This window comes from Mycobacterium sp., assembly GCF_032161845.1.
Classification (GTDB): domain Bacteria; phylum Actinomycetota; class Actinomycetes; order Mycobacteriales; family Mycobacteriaceae; genus Mycobacterium.
In genome coordinates this window covers 1-26,386 of the sequence record NZ_JAVRQA010000475.1, presented here as the reverse complement: position 1 = coordinate 26,386, position 26,386 = coordinate 1, and the positions used below count along the sequence as shown (strand labels likewise).

Below are 26,386 nucleotides of genomic sequence, written 5' to 3'. Positions count from 1 at the left end.
GGCAGCCGGTCACGCAACGCGGTGCCCACGATGAGCAGTCCGGACGCTGCGCCGGTGGTGATGCGTGCGGCGGCGCCGATGTGGGCGCAGACCGCGGCCCAGTTGTCCAGGCACCATTGGTCGCGATTGGCGGACCCGGTGGCGGCATACGCGTCGTCGAGCAGGGTGACCATCGTGGCGAGGCGGCGGGCGCACGCCGCGGCTTCGACCCGGGTCCAGGCGTCGACTGCGCCGGCTCCGTGGGTGCCGGTGGTGGTGGTCACCAGGTGATCGAACATGCTTCGAAGATATGCGCGATCCCCGACATGGAACGACCCCGGAAGGCTGGGTTGTGGATGAACGCGGGACTGTGGACAACCACACCGTCAGGCGCCGAAAACGTCAGGGCAACATGCTATTCGGGCTGTATGGCAGTCGGAGACCCTCGACGAAGAGACTGCCGGGGAGCTGGCTGTCCTGGGGCAGATCGGGTTTGTGCCGGGTCATGAGCGCTGCCGACGTCTCGGAGCTGACCTCCCAGCCGTGATCGCTCAGCCATTCCGCGACGTCGGCGTGCGGTTCGTTGAAGAACAGGTCGGCGACGTCGGCCACTTCGCGGCCACTCTTGGCCATCGCGGTGCGCATCTCCTGCATGTTCTCTCGGCGCCGCCGCTGGAAGTCCTCGTCGAAGTACTCCGGTCCGAACGCCTCCACCGCGATCCTGCTGTCGGTTGCGCTCAACTCCTGAATCCTGTCGAACAGTAGATCCTGGGCGGCGGAGGGGAGATAGGGCAGCAGGCCCTCGGCCAGCCATGCCGTCGGCGCGGACGCGTCGAAGCCCTTCTCCTGCAAGGCCGTCGGCCAGTCCTGACGGAGATCGATGGGCACCGCGACATCGCGAGCCGCCGGCTGGGCCTCGTGCGCCCGCAGGGTGTCGGCCTTGAACTGAAGAACCCTTGGCTGGTCGATCTCGAACACCACGGTGTCGGACACCCACGGCAGCCGCCAGGCGCGGGCATCGAGACCCGCCGCCAGGATGACCACCTGCCGGATACCCGCCGCGCCGGCGGCGATGAAGAAGTCGTCGAAGTGCTTGGTCCGCGACGCGGCGTAACCCCAGATGGTCTGCGCCCGGCGCTGGATCTGCTCGGCGACTGCGGGGTCCACGTCGGTGAGCTCCGCCAACGCCGCGCTGCCGAACGGTGACTGCCAGCCACTCGCGGTGGCGGCGTCGATGAACCATTGGGCGTAGGGATCGATGAACAGTGGGCATTCCGAACGGGTTTCGGCTGCCCGAGCCATCGCGACCCCCAGCGCGGTCGCACCGACACTCTCGGTGATGTCCCAGTCGTCGCCGTCAGTTCTCGCCATATTCCATCATCTCGTCCTTGGTCAGCAGGTCGTCGCGGTAACTCTGCTCGCGGTAGGCGAGTTGGCCAACCCTATTGGCCACCACGGGCGCGGTGATGAGGGTGAACAGACCCGCCAGGATCAACATTCCGACATCCGGGTGTCCGCGGAGCCGGATCGCCGCGCCCGCGAGCACCAGGAGCAATCCAAGCACCTGCGGCTTGGTGGCCGAGTGCATCCGCGACAGCGTGTCCGGAAACCTCACCACGCCGATCGCCGCGGTCAGTGCCAGCGCCGACCCGCTGAGCACCAACACCCCGGCCAGAATGTCGAGGACACCGCTGGCGCTCATCGCGGCCCCCGATCGGCCCGGTCATCGTCCCGCACTCGGAAGCGAGCCACGCTGACGGAACCCACGAAGCTGATCAGCGCGAGCGCCGTCAAGCTGTAGGTCACGGTGGTGTCCAGGCTGAACGCGGCCCACGTGCCGATGGCACACATCGTGACCGCGACGAAGGTGTCCAGCGCGACGAGACGGTCCAGCGTGCCGGGGCCCGCGAGGAGTCGGAACATCGTGATGGCGGCAGCCGCCGTCAGCATCACCGCCGAGATGGTCCACACGGTGTTCATGCGCGATCCCGCTTCGCTTCTCGCTGGATCTTCATGGCAGCTCCCTCTCTGCGGACGGGCGCCAGTCCGCCTCCCGCTCGAACGACGCGATCATCAGGCGTTCCACGTCGGCGATCTGACGGTAGAACCGCTGCACCGACTTCTCGGAACCGACGTCGATGACGTGTACGTAGATCATTCGCCGGGTCTGGTCGATCTCGAGCACGATCGACCCGGGAATCAGGTTGATGACATTGACGGCCAACGCCAGGACCAGATCGGACTTGATCGCCAGATGCGCCCGTAGCACCGCGGTCCGCGGTGGTGGCCCCGGCTTGATCGCGAGCCACGCCAGCTGGAGCGACGACAGCACCAGGTAATAGGAGATCAGCACGACCAACCGCAACAGCGACAGCGGATGCAGCCTGCCCTCGATGGCAACGGCCGGCAGTGGCAGCAGCAGCGTGATTACCAGCGCGACGGCCAGCCCGCCCAGGATGTTCGCGGCGGAGACGTTGCCCCACAACAGCATCCACACCAGGGTCAGCCAACACAGCACCCAGGCCCGCAGCAGGAGTTTCTTCATGGGGTGAGCACCGCCGAGATGTACTGGCCCCGATCGATGACTTCGGCCGCGGCGCGCTCGCTGAACGCGAAGATCGGCCCGGCGAACACGGTGAGGGCCAGACCCACCGCGATGAGCGCCGCCGTCGGAATCAACATCCCGACGGGCATCCTGCCGACGTCGTCACGATCCGCATAGGCGACGTCCTCCTCGGAGTCGTCGATGAGCGACGACGGCGACGAGTCGGCGAGGTCGCCCTCGGGTGCATCGCTGCGCGCCCGCCAGAAGGCCTTCGTCCACACCCTAGCCATCACGTACAGCGTCAGCAGGCTGGTCACGACGCTGCCCGCCACCAGGAGCCACGCCAGTACCGACCCGTCCTGCGCGCCCGCCTCCAGCAACGCAACCTTGCCGATGAAGCCCGAGAACGGGGGGATGCCACCAAGATTCAGGGCGGGCACGATGAACACCAGCGCGAGCACCGGGCTCGCCGCCGCCAGTCCGCCAAGGCGCTGAAGGGTCGACGCCCCCGCCTGTCGCTCGATGAGGCCGACGACGAGGAACAGCGTGGTCTGCACGACGATGTGGTGCGCGACGTAGTAGATCGCGCCGGACATGCCGAGCTCGCTGCCGAGCGCGATGCCGAACACCATGTAGCCGATGTGGCTGACCAACGTAAACGACAGCAGGCGCTTGATGTCGCTCTGGGCGATCGCGCCGAAGACGCCGACGAGCATCGTCACCAATGCCGCCACCAGCAGCACGTGGTCGAGTGCGCCACCAGGAAACAGCAGCGAATGGGCGCGGATGATCGCGTACACGCCGACCTTCGTCAGAAGGCCCGCGAAGACCGCGGTGACGGGCGCGGGCGCCGTCGGATACGAGTCGGGAAGCCACGTCGACAGCGGGAACACCGCGGCCTTGATGCCGAACGCGACCATCAGCACCGCGAACAAGGCGCTGCGAGTTCCAGAGGGAATGTCGTCGAGGCGCACGGCGAGCTCGGCCATGTTCAGGGTGCCGGTCGCCGCGTAGATCAGCGCGATGCCGATCAGGAAGATCAGCGACGACACCATCGACACCATGACGTAGGCGATGCCTGCCCGCACCCGGTCGGTACTGGCGCCGATGGTCAGCAGAACGAAACTCGCCGACAGCAGCACCTCGAAGCCGACGAACAGGTTGAACAGGTCGCCTGCGAGGAACGCGGTGCAGACGCCTGCGGACAGCACCAGATAGGTCGGCAGGAAGATCGACACCGGTTGACGCTCGTCGCCGTCGCGGATGCCCTGCCCGATGGCGTAGAACACGACTGCCAGCAGCACGATCACCGACACCAACAGCATCAGCGACGAAAGTCGGTCCACCACTAGCGCGATGCCCAGCGGTCCCATCCCCGGCACGGACTGGCCCCAGCCGCCGACGTGAACGGCGATGGTGCCATCACGGTCGGCCAGGTACACCAGGGCCGCGCAGACCCCGACGACCGCCGAGAGCGCCGCCACCGCGATGGCGCGCTGCAGCCGCGGCTTGCGGCCCGCGAACAACGTGGCCGCCGCGGCGAGGGTGGGGATCAGCACGGGGAGCGGCGTCAGCACCGTCGAGGCGCTCAACATGCGCGATCCCGCTTCGCTTCTCGCTGGCAACATGCGCGATCCCGCTTCGCTTCTCGCTGGATCATCGGGAACCGTCGTGTCCGGGTAGCGCGTCCAGTTCATCCGGTTCGTCGGTGTCGCGATGGGCATCGTGCGTGACGAGGTCTTCGTCGATTGCCCCCGCCGACTTCCCCGACAACTGCGAGACGCGGGCGTCCTCCGGATCGTTGGCGACCTCCTCGGCCCTCGACAATCGGTAGGACCGGTAGGTGAGCGCCAGCACGAACGCCGCGATGCCCATCGAGATGACGATTGCGGTCAGGATCATGCCCTGCGCCAGCGGATCGGCGGTGGCCGTCCTACCGTCGGTGGTCCGCCCGCGGATGGGCGGATTGCCCGCCGGCCCGCCGACGGTCAGGATCAGGATGTTGACGGCGTTGCCGACCAGCAACAGCCCCAACAACATTCGGGTCAGGTTGCGCTCGAGTAGCAGGTAAACCCCTGCGCTGGTGAGACCGCCGACGAGGATGAGGGGCACGATGGCGGTCATCGGCGGGCCGCCCGACTCTGCTGGGCCATCTCGACGTCGACGCGCGCGCCGAGGCTGCGCAGCACGTCCAGAACCAGGCCGACGACGATCAGATAGACGCCGAGGTCGAAGAACAGCGCGGTGACCAGCTTGACGTGCCCGAGCACCGGCACGTCGAGTTCGATGACGGCCGAAGACAACACCGGCGCGCCCAACAGCAGCGAGGCGACCGCCGTCCCCGCCGAGAGGGTCAGCCCGGCGCCTAGCACCTTGCCCGCATCGACGGGCAGCGCCTCGCCGAGTTCATAGCGACCACCGGCCAGGTAGCGCAGCACCAGCGCCAGCCCCGCCGTCAACCCCCCGGCGAAGCCGCCCCCGGGCGTGTTGTGGCCCGCGAAGAAGAAGTAGAACGACAAAACCATGATGAGCGGGAAGATGATTCGCGTCGCGACCTCCAGGACCAGCGACCGGTATCTGGGGTCGCGCAGTTCGCTACCGCGCAGCCAGGTGGTGTCGCCGACGGCCGGGCTGGTCGCGAGCACCGGGATGCGGCCGATGTCTGGTTGCCCGGCGTCCGCGACGCGGGGTGCCGTGCCGAAGCGCCTGTGGCGGAACACCATTGACGCCACGCCCGTCGCCGCCACCAGGAGCACCGAGATCTCGCCCATGGTGTCCCACGCGCGGATGTCGACGAGCAGCACGTTGACCGTGTTGGAGCCGTGGCCGCGGTAGTAGGCGGCGTCGGGCAACAGTTCGGCGATCGGTCTGGTGGTCCGAGCGGCCATCGCGAACACCGCGAGCGCGGTGACGCTGGCACCGACTGCCACCGACAATGCGATGCGGGGCAATCGATGTCGATTGATGTAGGCCTGCTCGGCCTCCGCGGGCAGGGTGCGCAAGACGAGGACGAAGATGACCAACGTCAACGTCTCCACCAGGAACTGGGTCAGAGCCAGATCGGGTGCGCCGTGGAAGACGAAGATCGCCCCGCACCCGTACCCCGTCACGCCGACGAGGAGCACGGCGGCAAGCCGATTGCGCAACACCGTCGCGCTCAGCGCCGCGGCCAGAATGATGAGTCCCACCACCGCCTGAAGGGGCGAGTCCCACAGCTCGAGCTCTGGACGATTGCGCGCGCCGAGCATCAACATGGCCATCGGTAGCAGCACCAACGTCGAGAGGATGACGGCCTGCGTCGCGGGGATCGACCCGCGCTGGGTGAGGGCGGTCAGTCGCACCGCGAAGACGTCGGTGCCCCGAATCACGGCGTCGTAGATCCGGTCGGCGTTGCCGAGCGGCAGGTATCCCACCCGCGCGCGACGTAGCCGGGTTCGGCCGAAGAACGCGACGGTGCCTGCGGCGAGAATCAGAATCGACAGCAGCAGAGGCAGATTCACGCCGTGCCACAGTGCGAGGTGGTAGTCGGCCTCGCCGGGGACGGTGTCCGCGTAGTCGTCAAGCACGTGATCCAGCCCGGCCGGCCAGATGCCGAACACCAGGCCTGCCGCGGCCAGGACGGCGGGGGCGGCGAGGAAGGTGGCGGTGGGCCGGTGCATCTCGGTGACCCGCTGGCTGGGTTTGGGTCGGCCCTTGCGGGCGAAGGCGCCGTAGAGGAACCGCAGGCTGTAGATCGTGGTGAACACCGAGCCGAACGCCACCCCGGCGAGGACGTAGGGGGCGGCCGCGCCGAGGGACGGGGCCTCCGCCAGGGTGGTGAGGTCGGCCTCCTTGGCGACGAAGCCGAGGAACGGTGGCAGGGCGGCCATGCTCGCGGTCGCCCCGATCGCGATGATCAGCAGGGGGCGCTGCCGGTCGCCGAGCCAGGCCAACCGTCGGATGTCTCTGGTGCCGGTGGCGTGGTCGATGATGCCGACGACCATGAATAGCGCGGCCTTGAACATGGCGTGTGCGCACAACATGGCCAGCCCCGCCAACATCAGGTCACCGCCACCAGCACCGACCATCAACGTGATGAGGCCGAGCTGGCTGACGGTGCCGAACGCGAGGATCAGCTTGAGGTCGTACTCACGTACGGCGCGCCACCCGGCGAGCAGCATGGTGGCAAGGCCGAGCGTGACGATGATCGGGCGCCAGCCCGGCGAGTCGGCGAAGCCGGGCGTCATGCGGGCGACCAGATAGACGCCCGCCTTGACCATCGCGGCGGCGTGAAGATAGGCGCTGACGGGTGTCGGGGCGGCCATCGCGCCGGGCAGCCAGAAGTGCATGGGCACGATCGCGGACTTGGACAGCGCGCCGATCAGGATCAGCACCACACCGACAGCGGCGGCCGTGCCAGACGGCGGGGCCGCGACGAGTTCGGAGAGCCGGTACGTGCCGGACAGCTCGCCGAGAATGACGATGCCGACCAGCATCGCGAGGCCGCCCGCGGTGGTGACGAGTAGGGCCTGGGTGGCTGCGCGCCTACTGGTGGCGCGCTCGGCGTAGTGGCCGACCAAGAGGAACGACAGCACCGTCGTCAGCTCCCAGAACAGGTAAAGCATCAGCATGTTGTCGCTGACGACGAGCCCGAACATGGCACCGGAGAACGCGACGAGTTCGGCGGCGAAGCTGGGCAACCGTCGCTCGGTGTGCTCGTCGTGGTGGTGGAAGTACTCGGCGCAGTAGACGAGGACCAGCGCGCCGACCCCGAGCACCAGCACGCTCATGATCGCGGCCAGCGCGTCGAAGCGAAGCGTGATGTCGAAGGACAGTGCGGGCACCCAGTCGAGGTGGACCGTCTGCTCGCCGTTACCCGGCCAGTTCAGCGCCACCCACGGCAAGGAGCCGAGCGGAACGAGCGCGAGTGGGTAGAAGGCCCGTCGCCCCCAACGGTGCACGAGGACGGGCGCCACGAGGGCGGCCACCGCGTGGGCGTAGAGAATGGCGAGCATGGCACTCCGGTCATCTCGGGGTGTCAGCCAGTGATGAGCGCTTGCGCGAAGAGCATCAGGCCAGCGGGCTGTGTCCTTCGTCAGTTTACGTGGGCGGTGTTTCGGCCCGGCCCGGCGTTGCGTACGGGGATGGCCGACGTCCGTGCTACGCGGCCCGCGGCGATAGTGCCAATGTCCAACGCTCCCTCGAGGTGGTGATCATGATTGGAGACAGCCGGACACCGCACCGGGGGGACGAGGCAGCACGATGACCGTAGATGAAGGCAAGCTAAACGAATTCCTTGGCAAGGCGGTGGGTGACCTCGGGGCGGCGATCAGCGCGACGCTGATACTCGTCGGCGATCGCCTCGGGTTGTACCGGGAGCTGGCAAAGGGCGCCCTGACGCCGGCCGAACTGGCGGAGCGCACCGGCACCAACGAGCGTTACGTCCGAGAATGGCTCGGAAACCAGGGCGCTGGCGGATACGTACAGTTCGACGCCGCATCGGGAACGTGGTCGCTGAGCCCCGAACAGGCGCTGTGCCTGACCGACCCGAGTGGCCCGGTCGACATGCCCGGCGCCTACAACATCGTCGAAGCGACATTCCATGCACTGGGGCAAACGCTGGAGAACTTCAAGTCCGGAAACGGCATGGAGTGGGGCGAGCACCATCCGTGCCTATTCGAGGGAACCGAGCGGTTCTTCCGCGCCGGATACAACGCCAACCTGATCGGGTCGTGGTTACCCGCGCTGGACGGCGTCGTCGCGAAGTTGCAGAGCGGCGCGAAGGTCGCCGACGTGGGCTGTGGCCACGGCGCCAGCACCATCTTGATGGCGAAGACCTACCCGGACTCGGAGTTCGTCGGGTACGACTACCACGCGGAATCGGTGCGGGTCGCCGGTGAGAAGGCTGCGGCGGCGGGTGCGACCAACGCACGGTTCGAAGTCGCGGACGCGACCAGCTACGAGGGCAGCGGGTTCGACCTCATCGCCTTCTTCGACTGCCTGCACGACATGGGCGATCCGGTCAGCGCGGCCCGGCACGCGCGCCAGGCCATCAAGGACGACGGCACCGCGATGATCGTGGAACCCTTCGCGAACGATCGAGTGGAGGACAACCTGAACCCGGTGGGTCGGGTGATGTACGGCGCGTCGACGCAGATCTGCGTCCCCGTGTCGCTCGCCCGCAAGGGGCCGGCCCTCGGCGCTCAGGCCGGGGAGGCGCGGCTGCGCGACGTCGTCGTCGACGGAGGCGGCTTCACCCGGTTCGTCAGGGCCACCGAAACACCGTTCAACCTCGTGCTGGAGGCCCGACCCTGAGCCGGATCGGGATGGCGTGGGCGAGAACTCCGATGCCGGCGCCGAGGATGGGCCAGACGGGCCAGAAGTACCAGGCGCCCGCCGAGAGGGCGACGGCCAGCCAGACGGTCAGCACGATCACGACCATCAGCAGGTAGCCGGCCAGGTGCAGGCGCACCGACATTCGGGCGGCGGCGTGCCTGGCGGCGCGCCTGCGGGGGTCGCTGCGGCGGAGCTGGTGCATCGGCAGGTCGGCCAGCAGTTGGTTCAGTTCGCCTGCGGTGTGAGCGCTGAACGCCGAGAGGACGCGATCCTCGTATTCCGCCATGTCGAGATAGCCCTCGGCGAGAGCTTGGCCGAGATGGCCGGCGGTCACCTCGCGTTCGCGGTCACCTGCGCGGGTGGCGGTGTTGGCATGGGTGAGAGCGGTCATGTCCGAACTCCGATCTTGACGCTGCCTAGTTTCTCGGTCCAACTATGACATGTCACTATAGGAGTGTCAACGGCTCGGGTTGAATGGAGCCATGGGTACCGAAGGCAAATTGGTCAGCGCCAGCCTCGAGATCGCCGCACCGGCCGACCGGATCTTCGACTTGATCGCCGATCCCGCCGAACAGCCACGCTGGGACGGCAACGACAACCTCGCCGAGGCGGCGGGCGGGCAGCGGGTGCACGGCGTCGGCGATGTGTTCCTGACGACCATCACCCAAGGTGGCGTTCGCGAGAACCACGTCGTGGAATTCGACGAGGGCAGGCTCATCGCCTGGCGGCCATCCGAGCCCGCTTCGTCACCGCCCGGTCACCTCTGGAGGTGGGAACTCGTCCCCCTCGACGACGCGAACACCCGCGTCACGCACACCTACGACTGGTCGCAGCTGACCGACGAGAAGCGCCTAGTGCGGGCCCGCGCCACCGGCGTGGATGCGCTGATGTCCTCGCTGACGCGGCTGGCCGCGATCGCCGAACGGGCCTAGGCTCAGCGGTTCTCGGAGAACGCGCGGAGCGAGTCGACCTGCGCCGGATCGAGCGACGGCCGGACGGTCGCCCTGGCCTTCTCCACGTCGGCGGCGGTCACGTCGGCCGTGTCGATCGAGCGCCGCATCGCCGTCAGCGCGGACTCACGCAGCAGCGCAACGCAATCGGCGGCGCTGTACCCCTCGAGGTGATCGGCCAGCTCGTCGAGGTTCACGTCAGCACTCAGCGGGATCGACTTGCCCGACGTACGCAGGATGTCCCGGCGCGCATCGGCATTCGGTGGTTCGACGAAGACGAGCTTCTCCAGTCGCCCGGGCCGTAGGAGCGCGGGGTCGATCAGGTCGGGCCGGTTGGTGGCGCCGAGCACGACGACGTCGCGCAGCGGATTGATGCCGTCGAGTTCGGTCAGCAGTGCCGCCACGACGCGATCGGTGACGCCCGAGTCGAAGCTCTGCCCGCGGCGCGGTGCGAGCGCATCGATCTCGTCGAGGAAGACCAGGGATGGCGCGGAATCGCGTGCGCGGCGGAACAATTCGCGCACCGCCTTCTCCGACGCGCCGACCCACTTGTCCATCAGTTCGGCGCCCTTCACCGCGTGCACCGAGAGCCTGCCGCTGCTGGCCAGCGCACGCACGACGAACGTCTTGCCGCATCCGGGCGGGCCGTACAGCAGAACGCCGCGCGGCGGTTCGACGCCGAGACGCTCGAAGGTGTCGGGGTGCTGCAGTGGCCAGAGCACGGCCTCGGTGAGCGCCTGCTTGGTCTCGACCATGTCGCCGACGTCGTCGAGGGTGATCGATCCGACCGCGACCTCCTCGGTGGCGGAGCGGGACAGCGGGCGGATCACCGACAGCGCGCCCACCAGGTCGTCCTGGATCAGTGCTGGTGACTGCCCGTCCGCGCTGGCGCGGGCAGCGGCCCGCAGGGCGGCCTCCCGCACCACGGCTGCAAGGTCGGCGACGACGAAACCCGGTGTACGCTCGCCGATCTCGTCGAGAGCGAGGTCCTTGACGGGCACGCCGCGTAGGAGCACGTCGAGCAACGCCTTTCGGGTCGCCCCGTCGGGCAGGCTCAGGCCCAGCTCGCGGTCGCACAGGTCGGGCGCCCGCAGCCTGGCATCGACGGCGTCGGGCACCGCGGACGTTGCGACGAACGCGACGCCGGGTGTCGACACCGCGGCGCGCAGTTCGGAAAGGATCAGCGTCGCAACGGGTTCGGCCGGCCGATCTAGAGAGCCAGGCAGAAGGGCGTCCACGTCGGTGATCAGCAGGACGCCGCCACCGTCACGCAGGGTCGCCACCGCCGATGACACGCTCGCCAATCGGTCCTCGGCCCGCAGCGCCCCGACCTCGGGGCCGTCGAGTTCGACGAGGCGACGCTCGGCGCACACCGCTCGCACCAGGGTGGCCTTGCCGACGCCGGCCGGCCCGGACACCAGAACCCCGAGATTGGCCTTGGCGCCAAGGGTTTCGAGAAGCTGGGGCTGGTCGATGGCGAGCTTCAGCCACTCCGCCAGCCGGCCGGCCTGGGTGTGCGCGCCCCTGAGGTCGTCGACCGAAACCTGCGGATGCACGGGTGCTTCGCTCGGCTTGGTGACGGTGTGGGCAGCGGTCTCGGGTTCGGTCGTCAAACCCGTGCCATCACCCCAGGCGACGAGCGAATTCGGTTGCACGCTCACCGGTCCGGCCGGATTCACGCCCGTCACCGTCAACAGTTCCGACGTCCAGGTGATGCCCACCGACGACGCGAGGGCGGACGTGGCCTCCGACGTCGACGTGCCAGGTCCGAGATCACGCGGCAGCAGCGACACGGTGTCGCCGACCGTCATGACCTTGCCGAGCAGCGCCAGTCGAAGGGTCGCCGACGAGATGGACCGGGTGGCCAGTTTGGAGCCGTTCACCGTGACCGAACGTGCCCCGTAAACGGTCACCGGTGCCACCAGCACGATGGTGTTCTCGCGGAGACCGGCGTTGGACAGCGTGACGTCGTCGAGCAGGGCGGTGCCCGCGGGTGTGTCGGGGCCCGCGACGCCTGCGACCGCCGAGGTGGTGCGAGAGCCGGTCAGCGACACCGCATCCCACTCCCTGATACCGAGTGCGGCCAGAGCCTCGGGGTGCAGCCTCACGACGCCGCGCCGGGAGTCCATGGCCGAGGTGTTGAGCCGGGCAGTCAGCGGAAGTCGACTCACAGGAGGCTCGTCGAGCGCCTCGGTCCCGAGATCGGTCACGGTTAGGTCCGAGGCCCCGGCCTGCGCAGCCCGAGGCGGGCCATCGACCGGCGATTGGGAGCCGCGCGTCGCGCCGCGCGACGGACCGCCCGACGCTGCTGAGGTTTGGCGTCCCACGCCTCGGGCCGCGCCGCCACCCAGCGCTGGCTGCGGATGGTGAACGGAATGATGGCCACGTACCCGGCGATGATCAGCAGCACCAGGACGTAGGGGAACAGCAGCAGCCCCGCGGCGGCGGCCGCGACCAGGATCAGCAGGATCGGCGCGGCGTTCTCCGGAACCGAGATCGCCTTCAGCGCCAGCGTCGGCACCCGACTGACCAGCAGCGCCGCATTCGCCGCGAGCCACACGCAGACGAACCAGTGCGACGTCCACCAGCCCTGACCGAACTGCATCATGGCGACCAGCGGACCGATCGCCCCGATGGCCCCACACGGCGCGGGCATGCCGGTGAAGAACTCGCGGGTGTAGGCCGGGCGGGTGTCGTCGTCGAGCAGTGCGTTGAACCGGGCCAGTCGGAGCACCACGCAGACGGCGTAGAGGAGCACGAAGATCCAGCCCAGCTGCGAGTTCGGCAGCATCGTCACGTAGATGACCAGAGCGGGCGCCACGCCGAAGTTCACCGCGTCGGCAAGGGAGTCGATCTCGGCACCCATCCGGGATTGCGCGTTGAGCGCGCGCGCAATCCCGCCGTCGATGCCGTCCAGGATCGCGGCGGCTCCAATCAGAGCCAGCGAGATCCAAGGCTTCCCGTCGAGGGCGAACTTGATCGAGGTCAGCCCGGCGCAAATCGCCAAAACCGTCGTCGCGCTTGGCAGGATGCGAAGTCCACGTTTGGGTTGGCCCTGGTCGCGGCTCACGCCAGCTCCGCGAGCACTGTCTCGCCTCCGATGGCGCGCTGGCCGATCTCGACCAGGACGCGCGAGCCTTCCGGGAAGTAGGTGTCCAGGCGCGAGCCGAAGCGGATCAGGCCGTAGGTCTCACCGAGTGACACCTTGGCCCCGGCATGGGTCGAGCAGACGATCCGGCGCGCGATCAACCCGGCGATCTGGACCGCGGCCACGTCGATGCCCTCTGCGGTGCGGAACCACACGCTGTTGCACTCGTTGACCTCGCTGGCGGAGTCCTTGTCCGCCGAGCGGAACTGGCCGGGGCGGTACTTGACGGTGATCACCTCGCCCGCGACGGGGGCGCGCTGCACGTGGGCGTCGAAGATCGACAGGAAGATGCTGATCCGCGTCATCGGCACGTCGGGCATGTTGAGCTCGGCGGGCGGGCGGACCCGTTCGATCAGCGTGACGAGCCCGTCGGCGGGCGCGACGACGACGCCCGGCCTGGTCGGCGGAACGCGCGGCGGGTGGCGGAAGAACAGTGCGCAGGCGCTCGCGGCGGACAGGCCGGTGTTGCGCAGCCAGCGGTGTTTGCGGCCTGCGGCAGCAACTCCCAGCCCACCCGCGATGAACGGAAGGCCTGCGGGATGAACGGGGGGGACGGTGGAACGGACCAACTCAACGAACCGGGAGATCTCGGACTGGTTGGCGGCATCGGCGGGTCGCGCGGGTCTGGCCATGGGACCTCGATCCTACGGTGCTAGCGCAGATCCCATACCCGCACGGGTGATCCGGCCGCCAGTTCCGCGACGTCCTCGCCGAGTTCCAGCAGGCAGTCGGCCGATGCCAGCCAGCGCAGGTGGTGAGATGCCGGCGGCCCGTAGCTGGTGACCGTCGTCGAGTCGGTGTCATCCCCCGGTCGCTCCGCTCCTGCCCGCCGATCACCGAGGACCCCGCGACGGAACTGGCGCCTTCCCGGCGGCGACGTCAGGCCTTCGAGCAGGGTGACCGTCAGGCGCGGCCGGTCGGGATTCGGCAGCCCCATCGCCGCACGAAGTGGCGCGCGGATGAAGACCTCGAACGACACCAGGGCGCTGACGGGGTTGCCAGGCAGGGTGATGATCGAAGTTCCCGACACGGTGCCCGCGCCCTGGGGCATGCCCGGCTGCATCGCGACCTTGACGAACTCGACCTCGTCGCCGAGTGCGTCCTTCACCACTTCGTACGCGCCCGCGCTGACGCCACCCGTCGTGATGATCAGGTCGGCGTCGCGCCCATGCGTCTGCAGCGCCGCACGAAAGACGTCGACGTCGTCTTCGGTCATCGACGAGGTGACGACGTCGGCGCCCGCATCGCGCACCGCGGCGGCGAGCATGACGGCGTTGGATTCATAGATCTGACCCGGCTGCAGCGGCGTGCCGGGCGCCACCAGTTCCGACCCCGTCGACATCACCAGAACACGTTGCCGCGGAACGACGTTCAACTCGCCGAGGCCCAGCGCGGCGGCCAGTCCAAGGGCGGCGGGCGTGAGCACCTGACCCGCGTGAAGCACCGTCGTACCCGCCGTGACGTCCTCACCGGCGCGCCGGATGTGCTGGCCGGGCTTCGCGCTGGCACGGATCGAAACGGTGTCGCCGGCCGTGGCGAAGCCGGAGCCGGTGGCCTCGACGGGAATGACCGCCGTGGCCCCGGCGGGCAGCGGGGCTCCCGTCATGATCCGGTGCGCGGTGCCGGGTTCCAAGGTCAGCGCGTCGGTGCGGCCAGCGGGAATGTCTTCTGCCACGGGCAGTTTCACCGGATTACCGTCCGAGGCGCTCGCGACGTCCTCGGCGACGACGGCATAGCCGTCCATGGCCGAGTTGTCGAAACCGGGTAGCGACAGCGGGGCGACGACGTCAGCCGCCAGCACCAGCCCGAGCGCGTCACCGACGGCAACCGTGACCGGTTCACGCCGCGTGATCAGACTCGCGACGACCCGCTGGTGCTCTTCGACGGATCTCATTGGCGCTCTGCGTCCTACACCGGGAAGCTGACGCCGGTGAGCTCCTCGGAAACCGTCCACAGCCGGCCCTGGAGGTCCTGGTCGTGGCTCTGCTTGCTCGACTCCACCAGCTTCGGGTGCCCGCGCAGTTCGCGGATGCCGTCGGGTCCGTAGTACTGGGCGCCTCGCACGTTCGGGTCGGTGGCCGCCCGCAGCGTGGCCAGCGCGCCCATCGCCGGGCTGTTGGTCACCAGTCCGGCGAGCGTGTTGAAGCCTGGCAATCCCGAACCTGGGATGTGCCGCATCAGCTCGGTGTTCGAAAGACCGGGGTGCGCGGCGACGGCGATCGTGTTCTCGTCCCTGGCTGCCAGCCTGCGGTTGAGCTCGTAGGTGAACAGCAGGTTGGACAACTTCGACTGGCCGTACGCGGCGACGCGGTTGTACTTGCGCTCCCACTGCAGGTCGTCGAAGTGGATGGCGGCCTGAATGGTGTGCGCGACGCTGGCGACCGCGACGACGCGGGAACCTTCGACGGGCAGCAGGTTCTCCAGCAGCAGGCCCGTCAGCGCGAAGGCGCCAAGGTGATTGGTGCCGAACTGGAGCTCGAAACCATCCTTGGTGACCTGCTTCGGCGGGTACATCACCCCGGCGTTGTTGATCAGCAGGTCGATGCGGGGATGGGCGCTCTTGAGCTCGGCGGCCGCGGTGCGGATGGACTGCAGGGAGCCCACGTCGAGCGGCTGCACGGTGACGTCCGCCCGCGGGCTGGTGCCAAGGATGCGGGCCGCGGCGGCGTTGCCCTTCTCGATGTCGCGCACCGCCAGCACGACGGTTGCGCCGCTGGCGGCCAGCACCCGCGCGGTCTCGTAACCCAGGCCCGTGTTGGAGCCCGTGATGATGGCGACGCGGCCGGTTTGATCCGGCACGTCGGCGGCCGTCCACTTGATGTTGGAGCTCATGGGCACGACCATACTCAAAGGTGATGGTGACACTCGTCGACCCCGCGCACCCGCCGAGCCGCAAGGCGCCGCTGGTGTGGGCCCTCGCCGCGGCCATTCCGTGGGGGATGCTGTCGGTGGCTCAGGTGGTGTGGTTCGTGCTGGATGCGCGGCTGGGCTGGCTGCATGCCGCCGCGGCGGCGGCGACCGTGCTGGGCATCGTGACGTTCGTGGTGGTGGCGCCGCTGTGGCGCTACCGCGTGCACCGCTGGGACGTTTTCCTGGACTCGGCGGCGCTGGGCTCGCCGACGCCCGCGGTGTACACCAGGACGGGCTGGCTGGTGCAGGAGCGCCGCATCGCGCCGATCTCCCGCGTGCAGACCGTCGACACCCACCGCGGCCCGCTCGACCGGATCTTCGGCCTGGCCAACGTCACCGTGACGACCGCGTCGTCGGCGGGGGCCGTCCGGATCGTCGCGCTGGACTCCGACGTCGCCGACCGGATCGTCGCCCAACTGACCGACGTCACCGCGATCGGTGACCGGGACGCGACGTGACGGACGCGCCACGGGATCCGCAGTGGCGCAGGCTCAGCCCCCGGATGTTGCTCGTCCATCCCGTGCACGAGCTCCTGCGGCAACTGCCGCTGCTGATCGGCTCCGTCGTGCTCGGGTCGGCGACCGGCAACCCGCTGTGGTCGATCGGTGCGCTGGTGTTCCTCGTCGTGTTCGGTGTCGCCCGCTGGTTCACCACCACCTACCGCATCGACGACGAACAGGTCCAGCGTCGCGCGGGTGTGCTGCAACGCACGGTTCTCTCATTGCCGCGCAACAGGATTCGATCGGTATCGACGGACGCTCGGTTGCTGCACCGGTTGCTCGGGGTGACCGTGATCAGGGTGAGCACGGGTCGGGAGGCCAAGGGGGAAGCCGAATTCGCCCTCGACGCGGTCCGGTCCGCCGAGGTCCCCGAACTGCGAGCGATCCTGCTGTCCGGTTCATCGGCTGTTTCAGCGACGGCGGTCTTCGAGGCGCCTCCGCAGGAGCACGTCATCGCCAGGTGGCAGCCGTCCTGGTTGCGCTACAGCCCGCTCAGCTTCACGGGCCTTGCGATGATCGCTGCTGCCGTCGGCCTGGTGTATCAGACGGGAGCAGTTGCCGCACTCGAGGATTCGGAATTGGCGAGGGAGGGCCTCGATGCCGCCGAGCGATTCGGCGTCGTGATCACCGTCGCGGTGGCCGCCGTCGTCGTGCTGTTGCTTTCGGTGCTCCTGTCGGTCGTCCGGTCGCTGGTGACGTTCGGCAACCTGGTGCTGTCCCGCCGCGACGACCAGCTGCACCTCGAGCACGGCCTGCTGCGAGTGCGCGAGCAGACCTTCGACACGCGCCGCCTGCGCGGCGGCACGCTCCGTGAACCCCTGCTGGTGCGAACGTTCGGCGGCGCCCGACTGGATGCGGTGATGACCGGCGTCGACGGATCGGGTGAGGCGTCGCTGCTGCTGCCGCCGTGTCCGGTGGCGACGGCCCGCGGAGTGCTCACCGAGCTGATCGGGCGGCCCGACGTGGTCAGCGGCGACCTGCGCCGTCACGGCCCCGTCGCGACCCGCAGACGCTGGACCAGAGCCCTGACGATCCCCGCACTACTCGGTGTCGTCCTGGCCGGGTCGGCGGTCGTCGTCCCCGTACCACCGATGGCGTGGGTGGCGTTGGGTGTGGTGACCGCCGCGACTGCGTTCCTGGCCGCTGACCGGTCGCGTGCCCTTGGTCACCGCGTTGGCGATGGCTGGTTGGTGGCGCGAGCGGGCAGCGTCGACCGGCGGCGCGACTGCATCGCCGCGGCGGGCATCGTTGGCTGGACCGTGCGCCAGACGTACTTTCAGCGCCGCGCCGGGGTGGCGACCCTGGTGGCGGCCACCGCCGCGGGGGTGAAGGCCTACCGGGTGCTCGACGTGCCCGCGGAGCTGGCCTGGTCGGTGGCGGCGACGGCGTCACCATGGGTGGCCGACAATGAGTGGGCTCACCTTTGACCGGGCCCGAGTTGCGCTGAGAAGTTTGCCGTTTAACCTCACCCACATGGCTATCGGTGGAGTGCTGTTCGACATCGATGGCGTCCTGGTCACTTCCTGGGAGCCCATCCCCGGCGCCGCCGAGACGTTGCGCGTACTCGCGGCCAACCAGATCGCCAGGGCGTACCTCACCAACACCACCACCAAGACCCGCGTCCAGATCGCCGAACTGCTGACCGAAGCCGGTATCGAGGTCACCTCCGATGAGGTCATCACCGCGGCCGTGCTCACCGCCGACTACGTCCGTGACCGCTATCCGGACGCCCGGTGCTTCCTGGTCAACAGCGGCCAGATCGCCGAGGACATGCCCGGTATCGACATCGTCTACGCGCACGACGTCGTCAACTCGGATCCCTCCACCCCCGACGTCATCCTTCTTGGCGGGGCGGGATCGGAATACGACCACGTCACGCTGAGCCGGGTGTACGACTGGATGGCACAGGGAGTTCCGGTGGTGGCGATGCACCGCAGCACCGCATGGAACACCGCCAAGGGGTTGCGCGTCGACACCGGGATGTACCTCATCGGCATGGAGCAGACGTCTGGCCGCAAGGCGACCGCCGTCGGAAAGCCCGCACCGGAGGGTTTCCTCGCCGCGGCGGGCCGGCTCGGCGTCGAGCCCGAGGAGATGTACGTCGTCGGCGACGATCTCAACAACGATGTGCTGGCCGGTCAGGTCGTCGGCATGACGGGAGTGCTGGTGCGGACCGGCAAGTTCCGGCAGGACACGTTGGACCGTTGGGCCGCAGATCAATTCGCCATGCAGCCCAACTACGTCATCGACTCGGTCGCCGACCTCCCTGGCTTGTTGGGGCTCTAAGCTCTAATCGCTTCACAGCCGCCGCGTGTCGAGGCCAGTCTCGATCACCCCGGCCTGAGCGTCGGCGGCGACGAAGTAGGCACCCGCGCCGTCCTTTTCGGACACGGCCTCGACGAACTCGGTGCCGCGGTACAGCACGCCAACGCCGTCGTCCGTGGCGTAGCCGGCCTCGAGCACACCCTCTCCGATCAGGCGCTGAAACAGCGGGCGACGCTGAGGCTCGGAGTCGTAGTGCACGCCGTTCGAATACGGCACCAGCCCAACGCCGTTGGTGACGGGACGCAGGTCGGGTCCGAACGAATCAGTCGTCCCGCCGGTGTGCCAGCAGATGGACCCAGCGGAAACCCCAGTCAGCACGACACCGGCTGTCCAGGCCGCCTGCATCGCACGATCGATTCCGTGTAAGCGCCAAAGCGCCAGCAGTGCGGCGACGCTGCCACCGCACACCCACACCACGTCCTGGCCGAGGAGGTGAGCTTCGACGTCGTCGACGTTCGGCATCGGCACCACCGACACGTGGCTGGCCGCGAGTCCGCGCACCTGAGCGGCCTCGTAGAGGGCGTGAAGCCCGGCGGGATTGTCACCCTGGGCCGTTGCGACGAAGCAGACTCGCGGCGGGCGACCCGTGACCCCGGCCAGCTCGACGGCGAGTTCGGTGAGCGGGCTGAACTCCCAGCGAGTCCGCCGGCCGTCACGCAGGCCACCGCTGGTCGCCAGGATGGTGGGCTCATCGGCGGGCACTCGGCGAACGTATGCCGCCGCGGCGGCCTGGGCAACCCGATTACGGCGACGCGATGAGTTCCGGAGTGTCGGGCGGTCGATATCGGCATGACTACGGAATCGATGAACGTGAGCACGACCGTCGCCGCACCCGTCGACGTGGTGTTCGGCGTGCTGGCCGACCCCTCGACGCATGCGGCGATCGACGGCACCGGATGGGTCCGGGAGTCGCTGGACGGTAACCAACTGACGGCCAACGAGCAGGTCTTCCGGATGGCGATGTACCACGACAACCATCCCGACGGGAACTACGAGATGGCCAACAAAGTTCGGGTGTTCGATCCACCGCGGGCCGTCGCGTGGGAACCCGGACAAGCCGGTCCCGATGGCGAGTTGAGCTTCGGTGGCTGGCTGTGGCGCTACGACCTCACGCCGACGGGCGCGGGCGAGACGAACGTGACCCTGACCTACGACTGGTCAGCAGTGCCCGCAGAACTGCGCGAACACATCCAGTTCCCGCCGTTCGACGAGTCGCATCTTGTGAACTCGCTCGAGCACCTCGTCGAACTCGCCACGCACCGCTAGGTCTTGAGCGAGCGGACCGCCTCGATGCGGGCTGCGAGCTGAACGGAGTTCGCCGCCGCGACCACCGGCCCGCCGCAGATGCGGCGCAACTCGTTGTGAATCCAGCCGTGCGGCTTGCCGGTGCGGTGGTGGGCGAGGGTCACCAGGGCGTTGAGTTCACGACGCAGATCGCGGAGCTGGCCGTGGGTGGTGCCGGGCACCGGTATGGTGCCGCCCGCCGCGGTCCTGCGATCCAATTGCTCTTCCTGCCTGCGCCGCAACAGATCTCGCATCTGCGCGGAGTCCAGCAGGCCCGGAATGCCGAGGTAGTCGGCTTCCTCGTCACTGCCCGCGGGGGTGGCCGTGCCGAACGACGAGCCGTCGAAGATCACCTGATCCAATTCGGCGTCGGCTCCGAGCATTTCGAAGCCGTTGTCCATCTCGTCGGGTTCGGACTTCTGCTTCTCTTCGTATTCTTCGTCCCACTCGTCGCCCTGGGACTCGCGATGTGGCTTGCCAAGCACGTGGTTGCGCTGCGCCTCCATCTCGCTGGCGAGTTGGAGCAGATTTGGCACCGACGGCAAGAAGATGCTCGCGGTCTCGCCGGGCTGACGGGATCGCACGTAGCGGCCGATCGCCTGGGCGAAGAAGAGCGGAGTCGACGCGCTGGTGGCGTAGACGCCCACCGCAAGGCGTGGCACGTCGACGCCCTCGGACACCATGCGCACCGCGACCAACCAGCGGCTGGTGCCCTGGGAGAACGTCGTGATGTGGTCCGACGAACCGGGATCGTCGGACAGCACCACCGTGGGCACCTCGCCGGTAATCGTGGTCAGCAGCCCGGCGTAGGCCCTGGCCGCCGTCTGGTCGGAGGCGATGATCATGCCGCCGGCATCCGGGACGTGCTGACGCTTCTGCTGCAGACGTTTGTCGGCCGCGGCGATCACGGCGGGCATCCATTCGCCCGCCGGGTTCAGCGCGGTGCGCCAGGCGCGGGCGGTCTGCTCGGCGTTGAGCGGTTCGCCCAGTCGCGCCGCGTGTTCCTCGCCGGCACTGTCGCGCCATCGCGACTCGCCGGAGTAGGCCAGGAACACGACGGGCCGCACCACCCCGTCGGCCAGAGCGTCGGCGTAGCCGTAGACGTGGTCGGCGGTCGAGCGCTCGAGACCGTCGGGTCCGCGCTCATAGGTGACGAACGGAATCGCGCTGTCGTCGCTACGGAACGGCGTGCCGGTCAGTGCCAGCCTGCGCGTCGCGTCGTCGAACGCCTCACGGATCGCTTCGCCCCAACTCTTGGCGTCACCGCCATGGTGGATCTCGTCGAAGACGACCAGCGTCTTGCGGTTCTCGGTACGCACGCGATGGCGGCCGGGGTGGCTCGCCACCTGGGCATAGGTGACGACGACTCCGTGAAACTCGTCGGAGTTCTGGGCGTTGGAGTTACTGAACTTGGGATCCAGCGAGATGCCAAGGGCCGCCGCGGCCTTCGCCCATTGAATCTTGAGGTGCTCGGTGGGCACGACGATCGTGATGCGTTCGACGGTGCCGTCGGCCAGCAGTTCACCGGCGATGCGTAGCGCAAAGGTGGTCTTGCCGGAGCCGGGGGTCGCGACAGCCAGGAAGTCACGCGGTCGTGCGGCCAGATACTTGACCATGGCCCGACGTTGCCAGCCCCGCAACGTCTGGGTGCTGGGCGCTGCATAACCCTGCACCCCGAAGACTCCAATCTGGTCGAAGGGCAGTCTAGGGCAAGGGGTTACGGGATCGCACTTCTGCAGGGCGTGTCACCGATCAGTCGGCGTGTCACCTAGACGAAGTAGTTGTCGTTCGCGATGAACCAGTCCCGCCGCTCGTCGTCGGTCAGCTCGCCGAGCTGAGCCAGCCCCTCGAAGTAGTGCTCCCGCGGCGCGCCGGGAGCAAACAGCATGAGGATCGACGCGGGTTCGTCCGCCTCGTTGCGGAAACCGTGCACGCCGCCCGGCGGCACGTAGAGGAAGTCGCCCTGATTGCCGTCGATCCAGTCGCGGCCATCGTAGAGCCTCATCCGCCCGGACAGCACGAAGAACGCCTCCGACATGGCGCGGTGGAAGTGCGGCCCCGGTCCGCCCGCCTTCGGGGACAGGTCGACGCGGTAGAGGCCGTAGTCACCGTCGGTCTTCTTCTGGTCGGCCAAGTAGTGGTACTTGACGAGGCCGAAGGAGTCGTAGTCCGGGGGTTCGTCGCTACGTCGCAGCGAGGCGGAGACCTCCGGCTGGTCCTTGTCGTAGCGGACCGGGGGATAGGGCGGCACGATCAGCGACACGTCGCCAGTCTGCCGCATCAGCTTCCGAAGACGACCCCGGTCAGCTCTTCGGAGACCGTCCACAGCCGGCGCTGCAGTGCGACGTCGTGCGACTGGTCACTCGACGGCACCAGCTTCGCGTGGCCGCGCACACCACCAGGCCCGTCCGGGCCGTAGTACTCGGCGCCAAGCACGCCGGGGTCGGTTGCGGCGCGCAGCGTCGGATGAGCGCCCATCGCCGCGGACTGGAACAGCGGCCGCACGGCTGGCAGTGCGAACTGGAGAGCGCTGGGCAGGTGCCGCATGAGGTCGGTGTCGGACCCGCCGGGGTGGGCTGCCGCCGCGATGGTGGTGCCGTGCGGGGCCAGTCGACGCTGGAGTTCATAGGTGAACAGCAGATTGGCGAGCTTGGACTGGCCGTAGGCGGCGACGCGGTTGTAGCTGCGCTCCCAGTTCAGGTCGTCGAAGTGAATGGCGGCGTTGAGGCGGTGGCCGATGCTGCTGACCGTCACCACGCGCGAGCCAGGGACCGGGAGCAGGCGGTCGATCAGTAGTCCGGTGAACGCGAAATGGCCGAGGTGGTTGGTGCCGAACTGCAGCTCGAAGCCGTCGGTGGTGGTGCCCTTCGGCGGGTACATCAGCCCGGCGTTGTTGATCAACAGGTCGACGCGGTCGTACTTGGCGCGTAGTTCGTCGGCGGCCGTCCGCACCGACTCCAGCGAGCCGAGGTCCAACTCCTGCAGCGCGACGTCCGCGCCGGGGTTGGCGGCCGTGATTCGCGAAGCCGCCTCCTTGCCCTTGTCCAGATTGCGCACCGCGAGCACCACGTGTGCGCCGCGGCCGGCGAGGGCGTCGGCCGTCTCGAAGCCGAGGCCGGTGTTGGCGCCCGTCACGATGGCGACGCGACCGCTCTGGTCGGGAATGTCGGCGGTGGTCCACTTGCTCATTGCTGCTTCTCCTTCGATGACGAACGGGATGACGAACGGGATGACGAACGGGATGTGGTGTGCTGCGGGCTCTGAAGGGTCCATACCCGAGCGGGTGGCAGATTGCGCCAGACCGTCTGGCCGGACGTGTCGAATCGCCCTCTGTATTCCGACAGCAGTCTTTCGACGGTGGCGTGTCTGCGCGCTTCGCTGCGCGAGGCCGTCACCGACCGCATTCGACGAGTACCGACGTAGGCGAAGTAGACGACGCTGCCACCGTCGGCGAGCAGCGCGTCGTACCGGTCGAGGATCGACGCGACCTGGTCCGGGGTGGCGTTGGTGAACGGTAGTCCCGAGAGGATGGCGTCGTATCGGACGTCGGTGTCGAATGTCTCGATCCTCGTCGTGTGCACCGTCGTGTGTGGACGCGTCGTGGGTGCTGATGCTTCGGTGACGACCCGGAGTGCGTCGGCGAAGGCGTCGTTGGACTCCACGACGTCGAGCCTGTCGTCGGGACCGAGTCGCTCCATCAGCGAGGTCGTCACGGCGCCCGTTCCCGCTCCGACCTCGAGGACCGCCCGTGGCGAACGACGACGATCGAGGGCGAGGGTCATCGCGCGAGCGAGGGACGGACTGCTTGGAGCGATCGCTCCGATCTCACCGAAGTTGTCGCATGCCTCGTTGGCGAACAGTCTGGTTCCCGAGGTGTGGGTCGTGGTCATCGATCGATCGGAAGTTCGGATGTGACGCCGGTCAGCTCTTCGGACACCGTCCACAACCGACGCTGGACCGCACGGTCGTGGGATCGGCGGTTCGATGCGACCTGCTTGGGGTAGCCGCGCATCTCCATGGCGCCGCCGGGGCCGTAGTACTGACCGCCGAGGACGCCCGGGTCGGTCGCCGCTCGCAGTGTCGGCAGGGCACCCGTTTCGGTGTCCTGCTCCAGCTGCTGAAAGGCCAGCTTGATCGCACTGGGCAGGTAGCGGGACAGCTCCGAGCTCGAGCCTCCCGGATGAGCGGCGACGGCGATCGTGTCTCGGCCAGTCAGCCTGCGCTGCAGTTCGTACGTGAACAAGAGGTTGGCCAGCTTCGACTGGCCGTACGCGCGAAAACGGTTGTAGCTGCGCTCGGATTGAAGGTCGTCGAAACGGATGCGACCGAAGCGGTGACCCAGACTGCTGACGTTCACCACCCGCGATCCCGGTGCGGCGAGCAGCCGGTCCAACAGCCTGCCGGTCAGCGCGAAGTGCCCGAGGTGGTTGGTGCCGAACTGGAGCTCGAAACCGTCCTTCGTGGTCGACTTCGGCGTCATCATCACGCCCGCGTTGTTGATGAGCAGGTCGATGCGGTCGTAGCCGGCGCGCAGCGCGTCCGCGGCGTGGCGCACCGACTCCAGTGACGTGAGGTCGAGCTCCTGCAGGCTGACCTCGGAACCGGGGTAGCGCCTGACGATGAGGTCGGCGGCGGCCTTGCCCTTTTCGAGGTCGCGGACGGCCAGCACTACGTTCGCGCCGCGGGCCGCGAGGGCTGCCGCGGTTTCGTAACCCAGTCCGGTGTTGGCGCCCGTCACCACGGCCGTGCGGCCGCTCTGATCGGGAATGTCGGTTGCGGTCCAACTCATGAAGGCCTCCTGGGTAAGATGGAAACGGAACGCCGGCTCCGCTTGATTCGACTATACGGAACGCGCGCCCCGTTTTGTCAACCGCAGGAGGCATCGTGATCGAAACTGGTCGGCCGATGCGCGCCGATGCCGCCCGCAATCGCGCGCGGGTGCTAGAGGTGGCCTACGAGACCTTCGCTGCCGAGGGACTTTCCGTGCCCATCGACGAGATCGCCCGTCGCGCCGGCGTCGGAGCGGGCACCGTGTACCGGCACTTCCCCACCAAGGAGGCGCTGTTCGCCGCCGTGATCGACGACCGAGTGCAGTCCGTCGTCGCCGCCGGGCGCGCGTTGATGGACTCCGTCGGACCTGGTGAGGCGTTGTTCGCCTTCCTACGGGAGATGGTGACGATGAATGCCATCGACCACGGCCTTGTCGAGGCGCTGGCCGGCTATGGCATCGACGTCGACACGGCAGCGCCTGGCGCAGAGGCGATCTTCCTCGAGTTGCTCGGCGACCTGCTCGCCTCGGCGCAACGGGCAGGCACCGCGCGCCGTGACGTCGGCGTGGCGGAGGTCAAGGCGCTTCTGGTCATGTGCAAGGCCACCCAGACCTACGGCGAAGAGGTCACCGGGAGGGTGACGGCAGTGATCGAGGCAGGTCTCCGGGCGTCGTCCTAGCGGTGCGTTAGCGGCCCCTCGACCTTGCACTCGCCATGGCCGAGTGCTAAAAATGACGTTGGCACTCGCGATCGGTGAGTGCTAGGTCGGGACGGTGAGACAGCGGGGCCGCACCTGCGGAGCACACCCAAGTCGTCCGTCGCGGGCACTGCTCCCGACCAAAAACGTGCCATCCCCAATCCGGAGGAACACTTCGCAATGGCCAAGACAATTGCGTATGACGAAGAGGCCCGCCGCGGCCTCGAGCGGGGCCTCAACGCCCTCGCCGACGCGGTAAAGGTGACGTTGGGCCCCAAGGGTCGCAACGTCGTCCTCGAGAAGAAGTGGGGCGCCCCCACGATCACCAACGATGGTGTGTCCATCGCCAAGGAGATCGAGCTGGAGGACCCGTACGAGAAGATCGGCGCAGAGCTGGTCAAGGAAGTCGCCAAGAAGACTGACGACGTCGCGGGCGACGGCACCACCACCGCAACCGTTCTGGCCCAGGCGCTCGTGCGCGAGGGTCTGCGCAACGTTGCGGCCGGCGCCAACCCGCTCGGTCTGAAGCGCGGCATCGAGAAGGCCGTCGAGAAGGTCACCGAGACCCTGCTGGCTCAGGCCAAGGCGATCGAGACCAAGGAGCAGATCGCGGCTACCGCCGGGATCTCCGCCGGCGACCAGTCCATCGGTGATCTGATCGCCGAGGCCATGGACAAGGTCGGCAACGAGGGTGTCATCACCGTCGAGGAGTCCAACACCTTCGGTCTGCAGCTCGAGCTCACCGAAGGCATGCGCTTCGACAAGGGCTACATCTCGGGCTACTTCGTGACTGACGCCGAGCGTCAGGAAGCCGTCCTGGAAGAGCCCTACATCCTGCTGGTCAGCTCCAAGGTGTCGACCGTCAAGGATCTGCTGCCCCTGCTGGAGAAGATCATCCAGTCCGGCAAGCCGTTGCTGATCATCGCCGAGGACGTCGAGGGCGAAGCCCTTTCCACCCTGGTGG

27 protein-coding genes and 1 pseudogene are annotated in these 26,386 nt (G+C 68.2%); 8 read left to right on the top strand and 20 right to left on the bottom strand.

The window, feature by feature from the left end; translation table 11 throughout:
• From QOD90_RS25890 to QOD90_RS25855, 8 genes and pseudogenes are all read right to left on the bottom strand, one after another.
• Nucleotides 1-278, bottom strand: a pseudogene (locus QOD90_RS25890) (HNH endonuclease signature motif containing protein); the annotation flags it as partial.
• 103 nt (nt 279-381) lie between these two features.
• Nucleotides 382-1,350 (bottom strand): class I SAM-dependent methyltransferase, encoded by a 969-nt coding sequence (locus QOD90_RS25885; RefSeq protein WP_526354461.1) that lies wholly within the window; start codon nt 1,348-1,350, stop codon nt 382-384.
• The gene (mnhG, locus tag QOD90_RS25880) at nt 1,337-1,681 is read right to left on the bottom strand and encodes a monovalent cation/H(+) antiporter subunit G (protein WP_526354459.1); all 345 of its coding nucleotides are present in this window, start codon (nt 1,679-1,681) and stop codon (nt 1,337-1,339) included. Before mnhG ends, QOD90_RS25885 begins: the two co-directional genes overlap by 14 nt.
• Nucleotides 1,678-1,959 carry a monovalent cation/H+ antiporter complex subunit F gene (locus QOD90_RS25875; RefSeq protein ID WP_526354457.1) on the bottom strand — a complete coding sequence of 94 codons (282 nt, stop codon included), beginning with the start codon at nt 1,957-1,959 and terminating at the stop codon, nt 1,678-1,680. Before QOD90_RS25875 ends, mnhG begins: the two co-directional genes overlap by 4 nt.
• Before the next feature lie 31 nt (nt 1,960-1,990).
• Nucleotides 1,991-2,524, bottom strand: coding sequence for a Na+/H+ antiporter subunit E (locus QOD90_RS25870; RefSeq protein ID WP_526354455.1), 534 nt, complete (start codon nt 2,522-2,524; stop codon nt 1,991-1,993).
• Complete coding sequence (locus QOD90_RS25865) at nt 2,521-4,119, bottom strand: Na+/H+ antiporter subunit D (protein ID WP_526354453.1); 1,599 nt, start codon at nt 4,117-4,119, stop codon at nt 2,521-2,523. Before QOD90_RS25865 ends, QOD90_RS25870 begins: the two co-directional genes overlap by 4 nt.
• Nucleotides 4,120-4,180: 61 nt before the next feature.
• The gene (locus QOD90_RS25860; protein ID WP_526354451.1) at nt 4,181-4,648 is read right to left on the bottom strand and encodes a Na(+)/H(+) antiporter subunit C; all 468 of its coding nucleotides are present in this window, start codon (nt 4,646-4,648) and stop codon (nt 4,181-4,183) included.
• Complete coding sequence (locus QOD90_RS25855) at nt 4,645-7,518, bottom strand: Na+/H+ antiporter subunit A (protein ID WP_526354449.1); 2,874 nt, start codon at nt 7,516-7,518, stop codon at nt 4,645-4,647. Before QOD90_RS25855 ends, QOD90_RS25860 begins: the two co-directional genes overlap by 4 nt.
• 247 nt (nt 7,519-7,765) lie before the next feature.
• On the opposite strand from QOD90_RS25855, the gene QOD90_RS25850 reads away from it, so the two are divergent.
• A complete protein-coding gene (locus tag QOD90_RS25850) occupies nt 7,766-8,818 on the top strand; it encodes a class I SAM-dependent methyltransferase (RefSeq protein WP_526354447.1) in 1,053 nt (350 codons plus the stop codon).
• Here the strand turns inward: QOD90_RS25850 and QOD90_RS25845 are convergent.
• Nucleotides 8,790-9,230, bottom strand: coding sequence for a DUF1707 domain-containing protein (locus QOD90_RS25845; protein ID WP_526354445.1), 441 nt, complete (start codon nt 9,228-9,230; stop codon nt 8,790-8,792). The two genes, QOD90_RS25850 and QOD90_RS25845, sit on opposite strands and share 29 nt — an antisense overlap.
• A 91-nt stretch (nt 9,231-9,321) precedes the next feature.
• Between QOD90_RS25845 and QOD90_RS25840 the strand changes: the two genes are divergently transcribed.
• Nucleotides 9,322-9,771: an SRPBCC family protein gene (locus tag QOD90_RS25840; RefSeq protein WP_526354443.1), complete on the top strand. Its 450-nt coding sequence runs from the start codon at nt 9,322-9,324 to the stop codon at nt 9,769-9,771.
• A 2-nt stretch (nt 9,772-9,773) separates the two neighbouring features.
• Here QOD90_RS25840 and QOD90_RS25835 read toward each other — a convergent pair whose 3' ends face one another.
• From QOD90_RS25835 to QOD90_RS25815, 5 genes are all read right to left on the bottom strand, one after another.
• Nucleotides 9,774-11,918, bottom strand: coding sequence for an AAA family ATPase (locus QOD90_RS25835; protein ID WP_526354466.1), 2,145 nt, complete (start codon nt 11,916-11,918; stop codon nt 9,774-9,776).
• Between the two features lie 83 nt (nt 11,919-12,001).
• Nucleotides 12,002-12,859 (bottom strand): CDP-alcohol phosphatidyltransferase family protein, encoded by an 858-nt coding sequence (locus QOD90_RS25830; RefSeq protein WP_526354441.1) that lies wholly within the window; start codon nt 12,857-12,859, stop codon nt 12,002-12,004.
• Complete coding sequence (locus tag QOD90_RS25825) at nt 12,856-13,569, bottom strand: phosphatidylserine decarboxylase (RefSeq protein ID WP_526354439.1); 714 nt, start codon at nt 13,567-13,569, stop codon at nt 12,856-12,858. Before QOD90_RS25825 ends, QOD90_RS25830 begins: the two co-directional genes overlap by 4 nt.
• 20 nt (nt 13,570-13,589) lie before the next feature.
• On the bottom strand, nt 13,590-14,831 hold the full coding sequence (gene moeA, locus QOD90_RS25820) for a molybdopterin molybdotransferase MoeA (protein WP_526354437.1): 1,242 nt from the start codon (nt 14,829-14,831) through the stop codon (nt 13,590-13,592).
• Nucleotides 14,832-14,845: 14 nt separating this feature from the next.
• Nucleotides 14,846-15,769, bottom strand: a complete 924-nt coding sequence (locus QOD90_RS25815) for an SDR family oxidoreductase (protein ID WP_526354435.1) — start codon at nt 15,767-15,769, stop codon at nt 14,846-14,848.
• 26 nt (nt 15,770-15,795) lie between these two features.
• On the opposite strand from QOD90_RS25815, the gene QOD90_RS25810 reads away from it, so the two are divergent.
• From QOD90_RS25810 to QOD90_RS25800, 3 genes are read left to right on the top strand one after another with little or no spacing between them, the layout of a single operon-like run.
• Entirely contained in the window at nt 15,796-16,305 is a 510-nt protein-coding gene (locus tag QOD90_RS25810; RefSeq protein WP_526354464.1) for a PH domain-containing protein, read from the top strand.
• 44 nt (nt 16,306-16,349) lie between these two features.
• Nucleotides 16,350-17,774, top strand: a complete 1,425-nt coding sequence (locus QOD90_RS25805) for a PH domain-containing protein (protein ID WP_526354462.1) — start codon at nt 16,350-16,352, stop codon at nt 17,772-17,774.
• Nucleotides 17,775-17,820: 46 nt separating this feature from the next.
• Entirely contained in the window at nt 17,821-18,633 is an 813-nt protein-coding gene (locus tag QOD90_RS25800) for an HAD-IIA family hydrolase (RefSeq protein ID WP_526354433.1), read from the top strand.
• A gap of 12 nt (nt 18,634-18,645) precedes the next feature.
• Here the strand turns inward: QOD90_RS25800 and QOD90_RS25795 are convergent, their stop codons facing one another.
• A complete protein-coding gene (locus tag QOD90_RS25795; RefSeq protein ID WP_526354431.1) occupies nt 18,646-19,374 on the bottom strand; it encodes a Type 1 glutamine amidotransferase-like domain-containing protein in 729 nt (242 codons plus the stop codon).
• Between the two features lie 87 nt (nt 19,375-19,461).
• Here QOD90_RS25795 and QOD90_RS25790 point away from each other — a divergent pair, with 87 nt between their 5' ends.
• Nucleotides 19,462-19,938: an SRPBCC family protein gene (locus QOD90_RS25790; RefSeq protein WP_526354429.1), complete on the top strand. Its 477-nt coding sequence runs from the start codon at nt 19,462-19,464 to the stop codon at nt 19,936-19,938.
• Here the strand turns inward: QOD90_RS25790 and QOD90_RS25785 are convergent.
• The 5 genes from QOD90_RS25785 to QOD90_RS25765 all read right to left on the bottom strand — a co-directional run bounded on the left by QOD90_RS25785 (nt 19,935) and on the right by QOD90_RS25765 (nt 24,745).
• Nucleotides 19,935-21,629 (bottom strand): DEAD/DEAH box helicase, encoded by a 1,695-nt coding sequence (locus QOD90_RS25785; RefSeq protein ID WP_526354427.1) that lies wholly within the window; start codon nt 21,627-21,629, stop codon nt 19,935-19,937. The genes QOD90_RS25790 and QOD90_RS25785 overlap by 4 nt on opposite strands.
• 95 nt (nt 21,630-21,724) lie before the next feature.
• Nucleotides 21,725-22,219, bottom strand: a complete 495-nt coding sequence (locus QOD90_RS25780) for a cupin domain-containing protein (RefSeq protein ID WP_526354425.1) — start codon at nt 22,217-22,219, stop codon at nt 21,725-21,727.
• 17 nt (nt 22,220-22,236) lie between these two features.
• Complete coding sequence (locus QOD90_RS25775) at nt 22,237-23,145, bottom strand: SDR family oxidoreductase (protein ID WP_526354423.1); 909 nt, start codon at nt 23,143-23,145, stop codon at nt 22,237-22,239.
• Nucleotides 23,142-23,846: a class I SAM-dependent methyltransferase gene (locus QOD90_RS25770; RefSeq protein ID WP_526354421.1), complete on the bottom strand. Its 705-nt coding sequence runs from the start codon at nt 23,844-23,846 to the stop codon at nt 23,142-23,144. Before QOD90_RS25770 ends, QOD90_RS25775 begins: the two co-directional genes overlap by 4 nt.
• Nucleotides 23,843-24,745: an SDR family oxidoreductase gene (locus tag QOD90_RS25765; RefSeq protein ID WP_526354420.1), complete on the bottom strand. Its 903-nt coding sequence runs from the start codon at nt 24,743-24,745 to the stop codon at nt 23,843-23,845. Before QOD90_RS25765 ends, QOD90_RS25770 begins: the two co-directional genes overlap by 4 nt.
• A 95-nt stretch (nt 24,746-24,840) precedes the next feature.
• On the opposite strand from QOD90_RS25765, the gene QOD90_RS25760 reads away from it, so the two are divergent.
• Together QOD90_RS25760 and QOD90_RS25755 are read left to right on the top strand one after the other, a co-directional pair.
• Entirely contained in the window at nt 24,841-25,404 is a 564-nt protein-coding gene (locus QOD90_RS25760) for a TetR/AcrR family transcriptional regulator (RefSeq protein ID WP_526354418.1), read from the top strand.
• Nucleotides 25,405-25,602: 198 nt separating this feature from the next.
• Nucleotides 25,603-26,386, top strand: a 784-nt coding sequence (locus tag QOD90_RS25755; protein ID WP_526354416.1) for a TCP-1/cpn60 chaperonin family protein, incomplete at its 3' end; no start/stop codon positions are given.

Coding starts and splice junctions, on each gene's coding strand:
- QOD90_RS25840 (WP_526354443.1), top strand. CDS start 9,322: ATGGGTACCGAAGGCAAATTGGTCAGCGCCAGCCTCGAGATCGCCGCA.
- QOD90_RS25870 (WP_526354455.1), bottom strand. CDS start 2,524: ATGAAGAAACTCCTGCTGCGGGCCTGGGTGCTGTGTTGGCTGACCCTG.
- QOD90_RS25775 (WP_526354423.1), bottom strand. CDS start 23,145: ATGAGCAAGTGGACCACCGCCGACATTCCCGACCAGAGCGGTCGCGTC.
- QOD90_RS25855 (WP_526354449.1), bottom strand. CDS start 7,518: ATGCTCGCCATTCTCTACGCCCACGCGGTGGCCGCCCTCGTGGCGCCC.
- QOD90_RS25845 (WP_526354445.1), bottom strand. CDS start 9,230: ATGACCGCTCTCACCCATGCCAACACCGCCACCCGCGCAGGTGACCGC.
- QOD90_RS25765 (WP_526354420.1), bottom strand. CDS start 24,745: ATGAGTTGGACCGCAACCGACATTCCCGATCAGAGCGGCCGCACGGCC.
- QOD90_RS25835 (WP_526354466.1), bottom strand. CDS start 11,918: ATGGACTCCCGGCGCGGCGTCGTGAGGCTGCACCCCGAGGCTCTGGCC.
- QOD90_RS25815 (WP_526354435.1), bottom strand. CDS start 15,769: ATGAGCTCCAACATCAAGTGGACGGCCGCCGACGTGCCGGATCAAACC.
- QOD90_RS25875 (WP_526354457.1), bottom strand. CDS start 1,959: ATGAACACCGTGTGGACCATCTCGGCGGTGATGCTGACGGCGGCTGCC.
- QOD90_RS25805 (WP_526354462.1), top strand. CDS start 16,350: ATGTTGCTCGTCCATCCCGTGCACGAGCTCCTGCGGCAACTGCCGCTG.
- QOD90_RS25800 (WP_526354433.1), top strand. CDS start 17,821: ATGGCTATCGGTGGAGTGCTGTTCGACATCGATGGCGTCCTGGTCACT.
- QOD90_RS25825 (WP_526354439.1), bottom strand. CDS start 13,569: ATGGCCAGACCCGCGCGACCCGCCGATGCCGCCAACCAGTCCGAGATC.
- moeA (WP_526354437.1), bottom strand. CDS start 14,831: ATGAGATCCGTCGAAGAGCACCAGCGGGTCGTCGCGAGTCTGATCACG.
- QOD90_RS25790 (WP_526354429.1), top strand. CDS start 19,462: ATGACTACGGAATCGATGAACGTGAGCACGACCGTCGCCGCACCCGTC.
- QOD90_RS25770 (WP_526354421.1), bottom strand. CDS start 23,846: ATGACCACGACCCACACCTCGGGAACCAGACTGTTCGCCAACGAGGCA.
- QOD90_RS25850 (WP_526354447.1), top strand. CDS start 7,766: ATGACCGTAGATGAAGGCAAGCTAAACGAATTCCTTGGCAAGGCGGTG.
- QOD90_RS25865 (WP_526354453.1), bottom strand. CDS start 4,119: ATGTTGAGCGCCTCGACGGTGCTGACGCCGCTCCCCGTGCTGATCCCC.
- QOD90_RS25860 (WP_526354451.1), bottom strand. CDS start 4,648: ATGACCGCCATCGTGCCCCTCATCCTCGTCGGCGGTCTCACCAGCGCA.
- QOD90_RS25885 (WP_526354461.1), bottom strand. CDS start 1,350: ATGGCGAGAACTGACGGCGACGACTGGGACATCACCGAGAGTGTCGGT.
- mnhG (WP_526354459.1), bottom strand. CDS start 1,681: ATGAGCGCCAGCGGTGTCCTCGACATTCTGGCCGGGGTGTTGGTGCTC.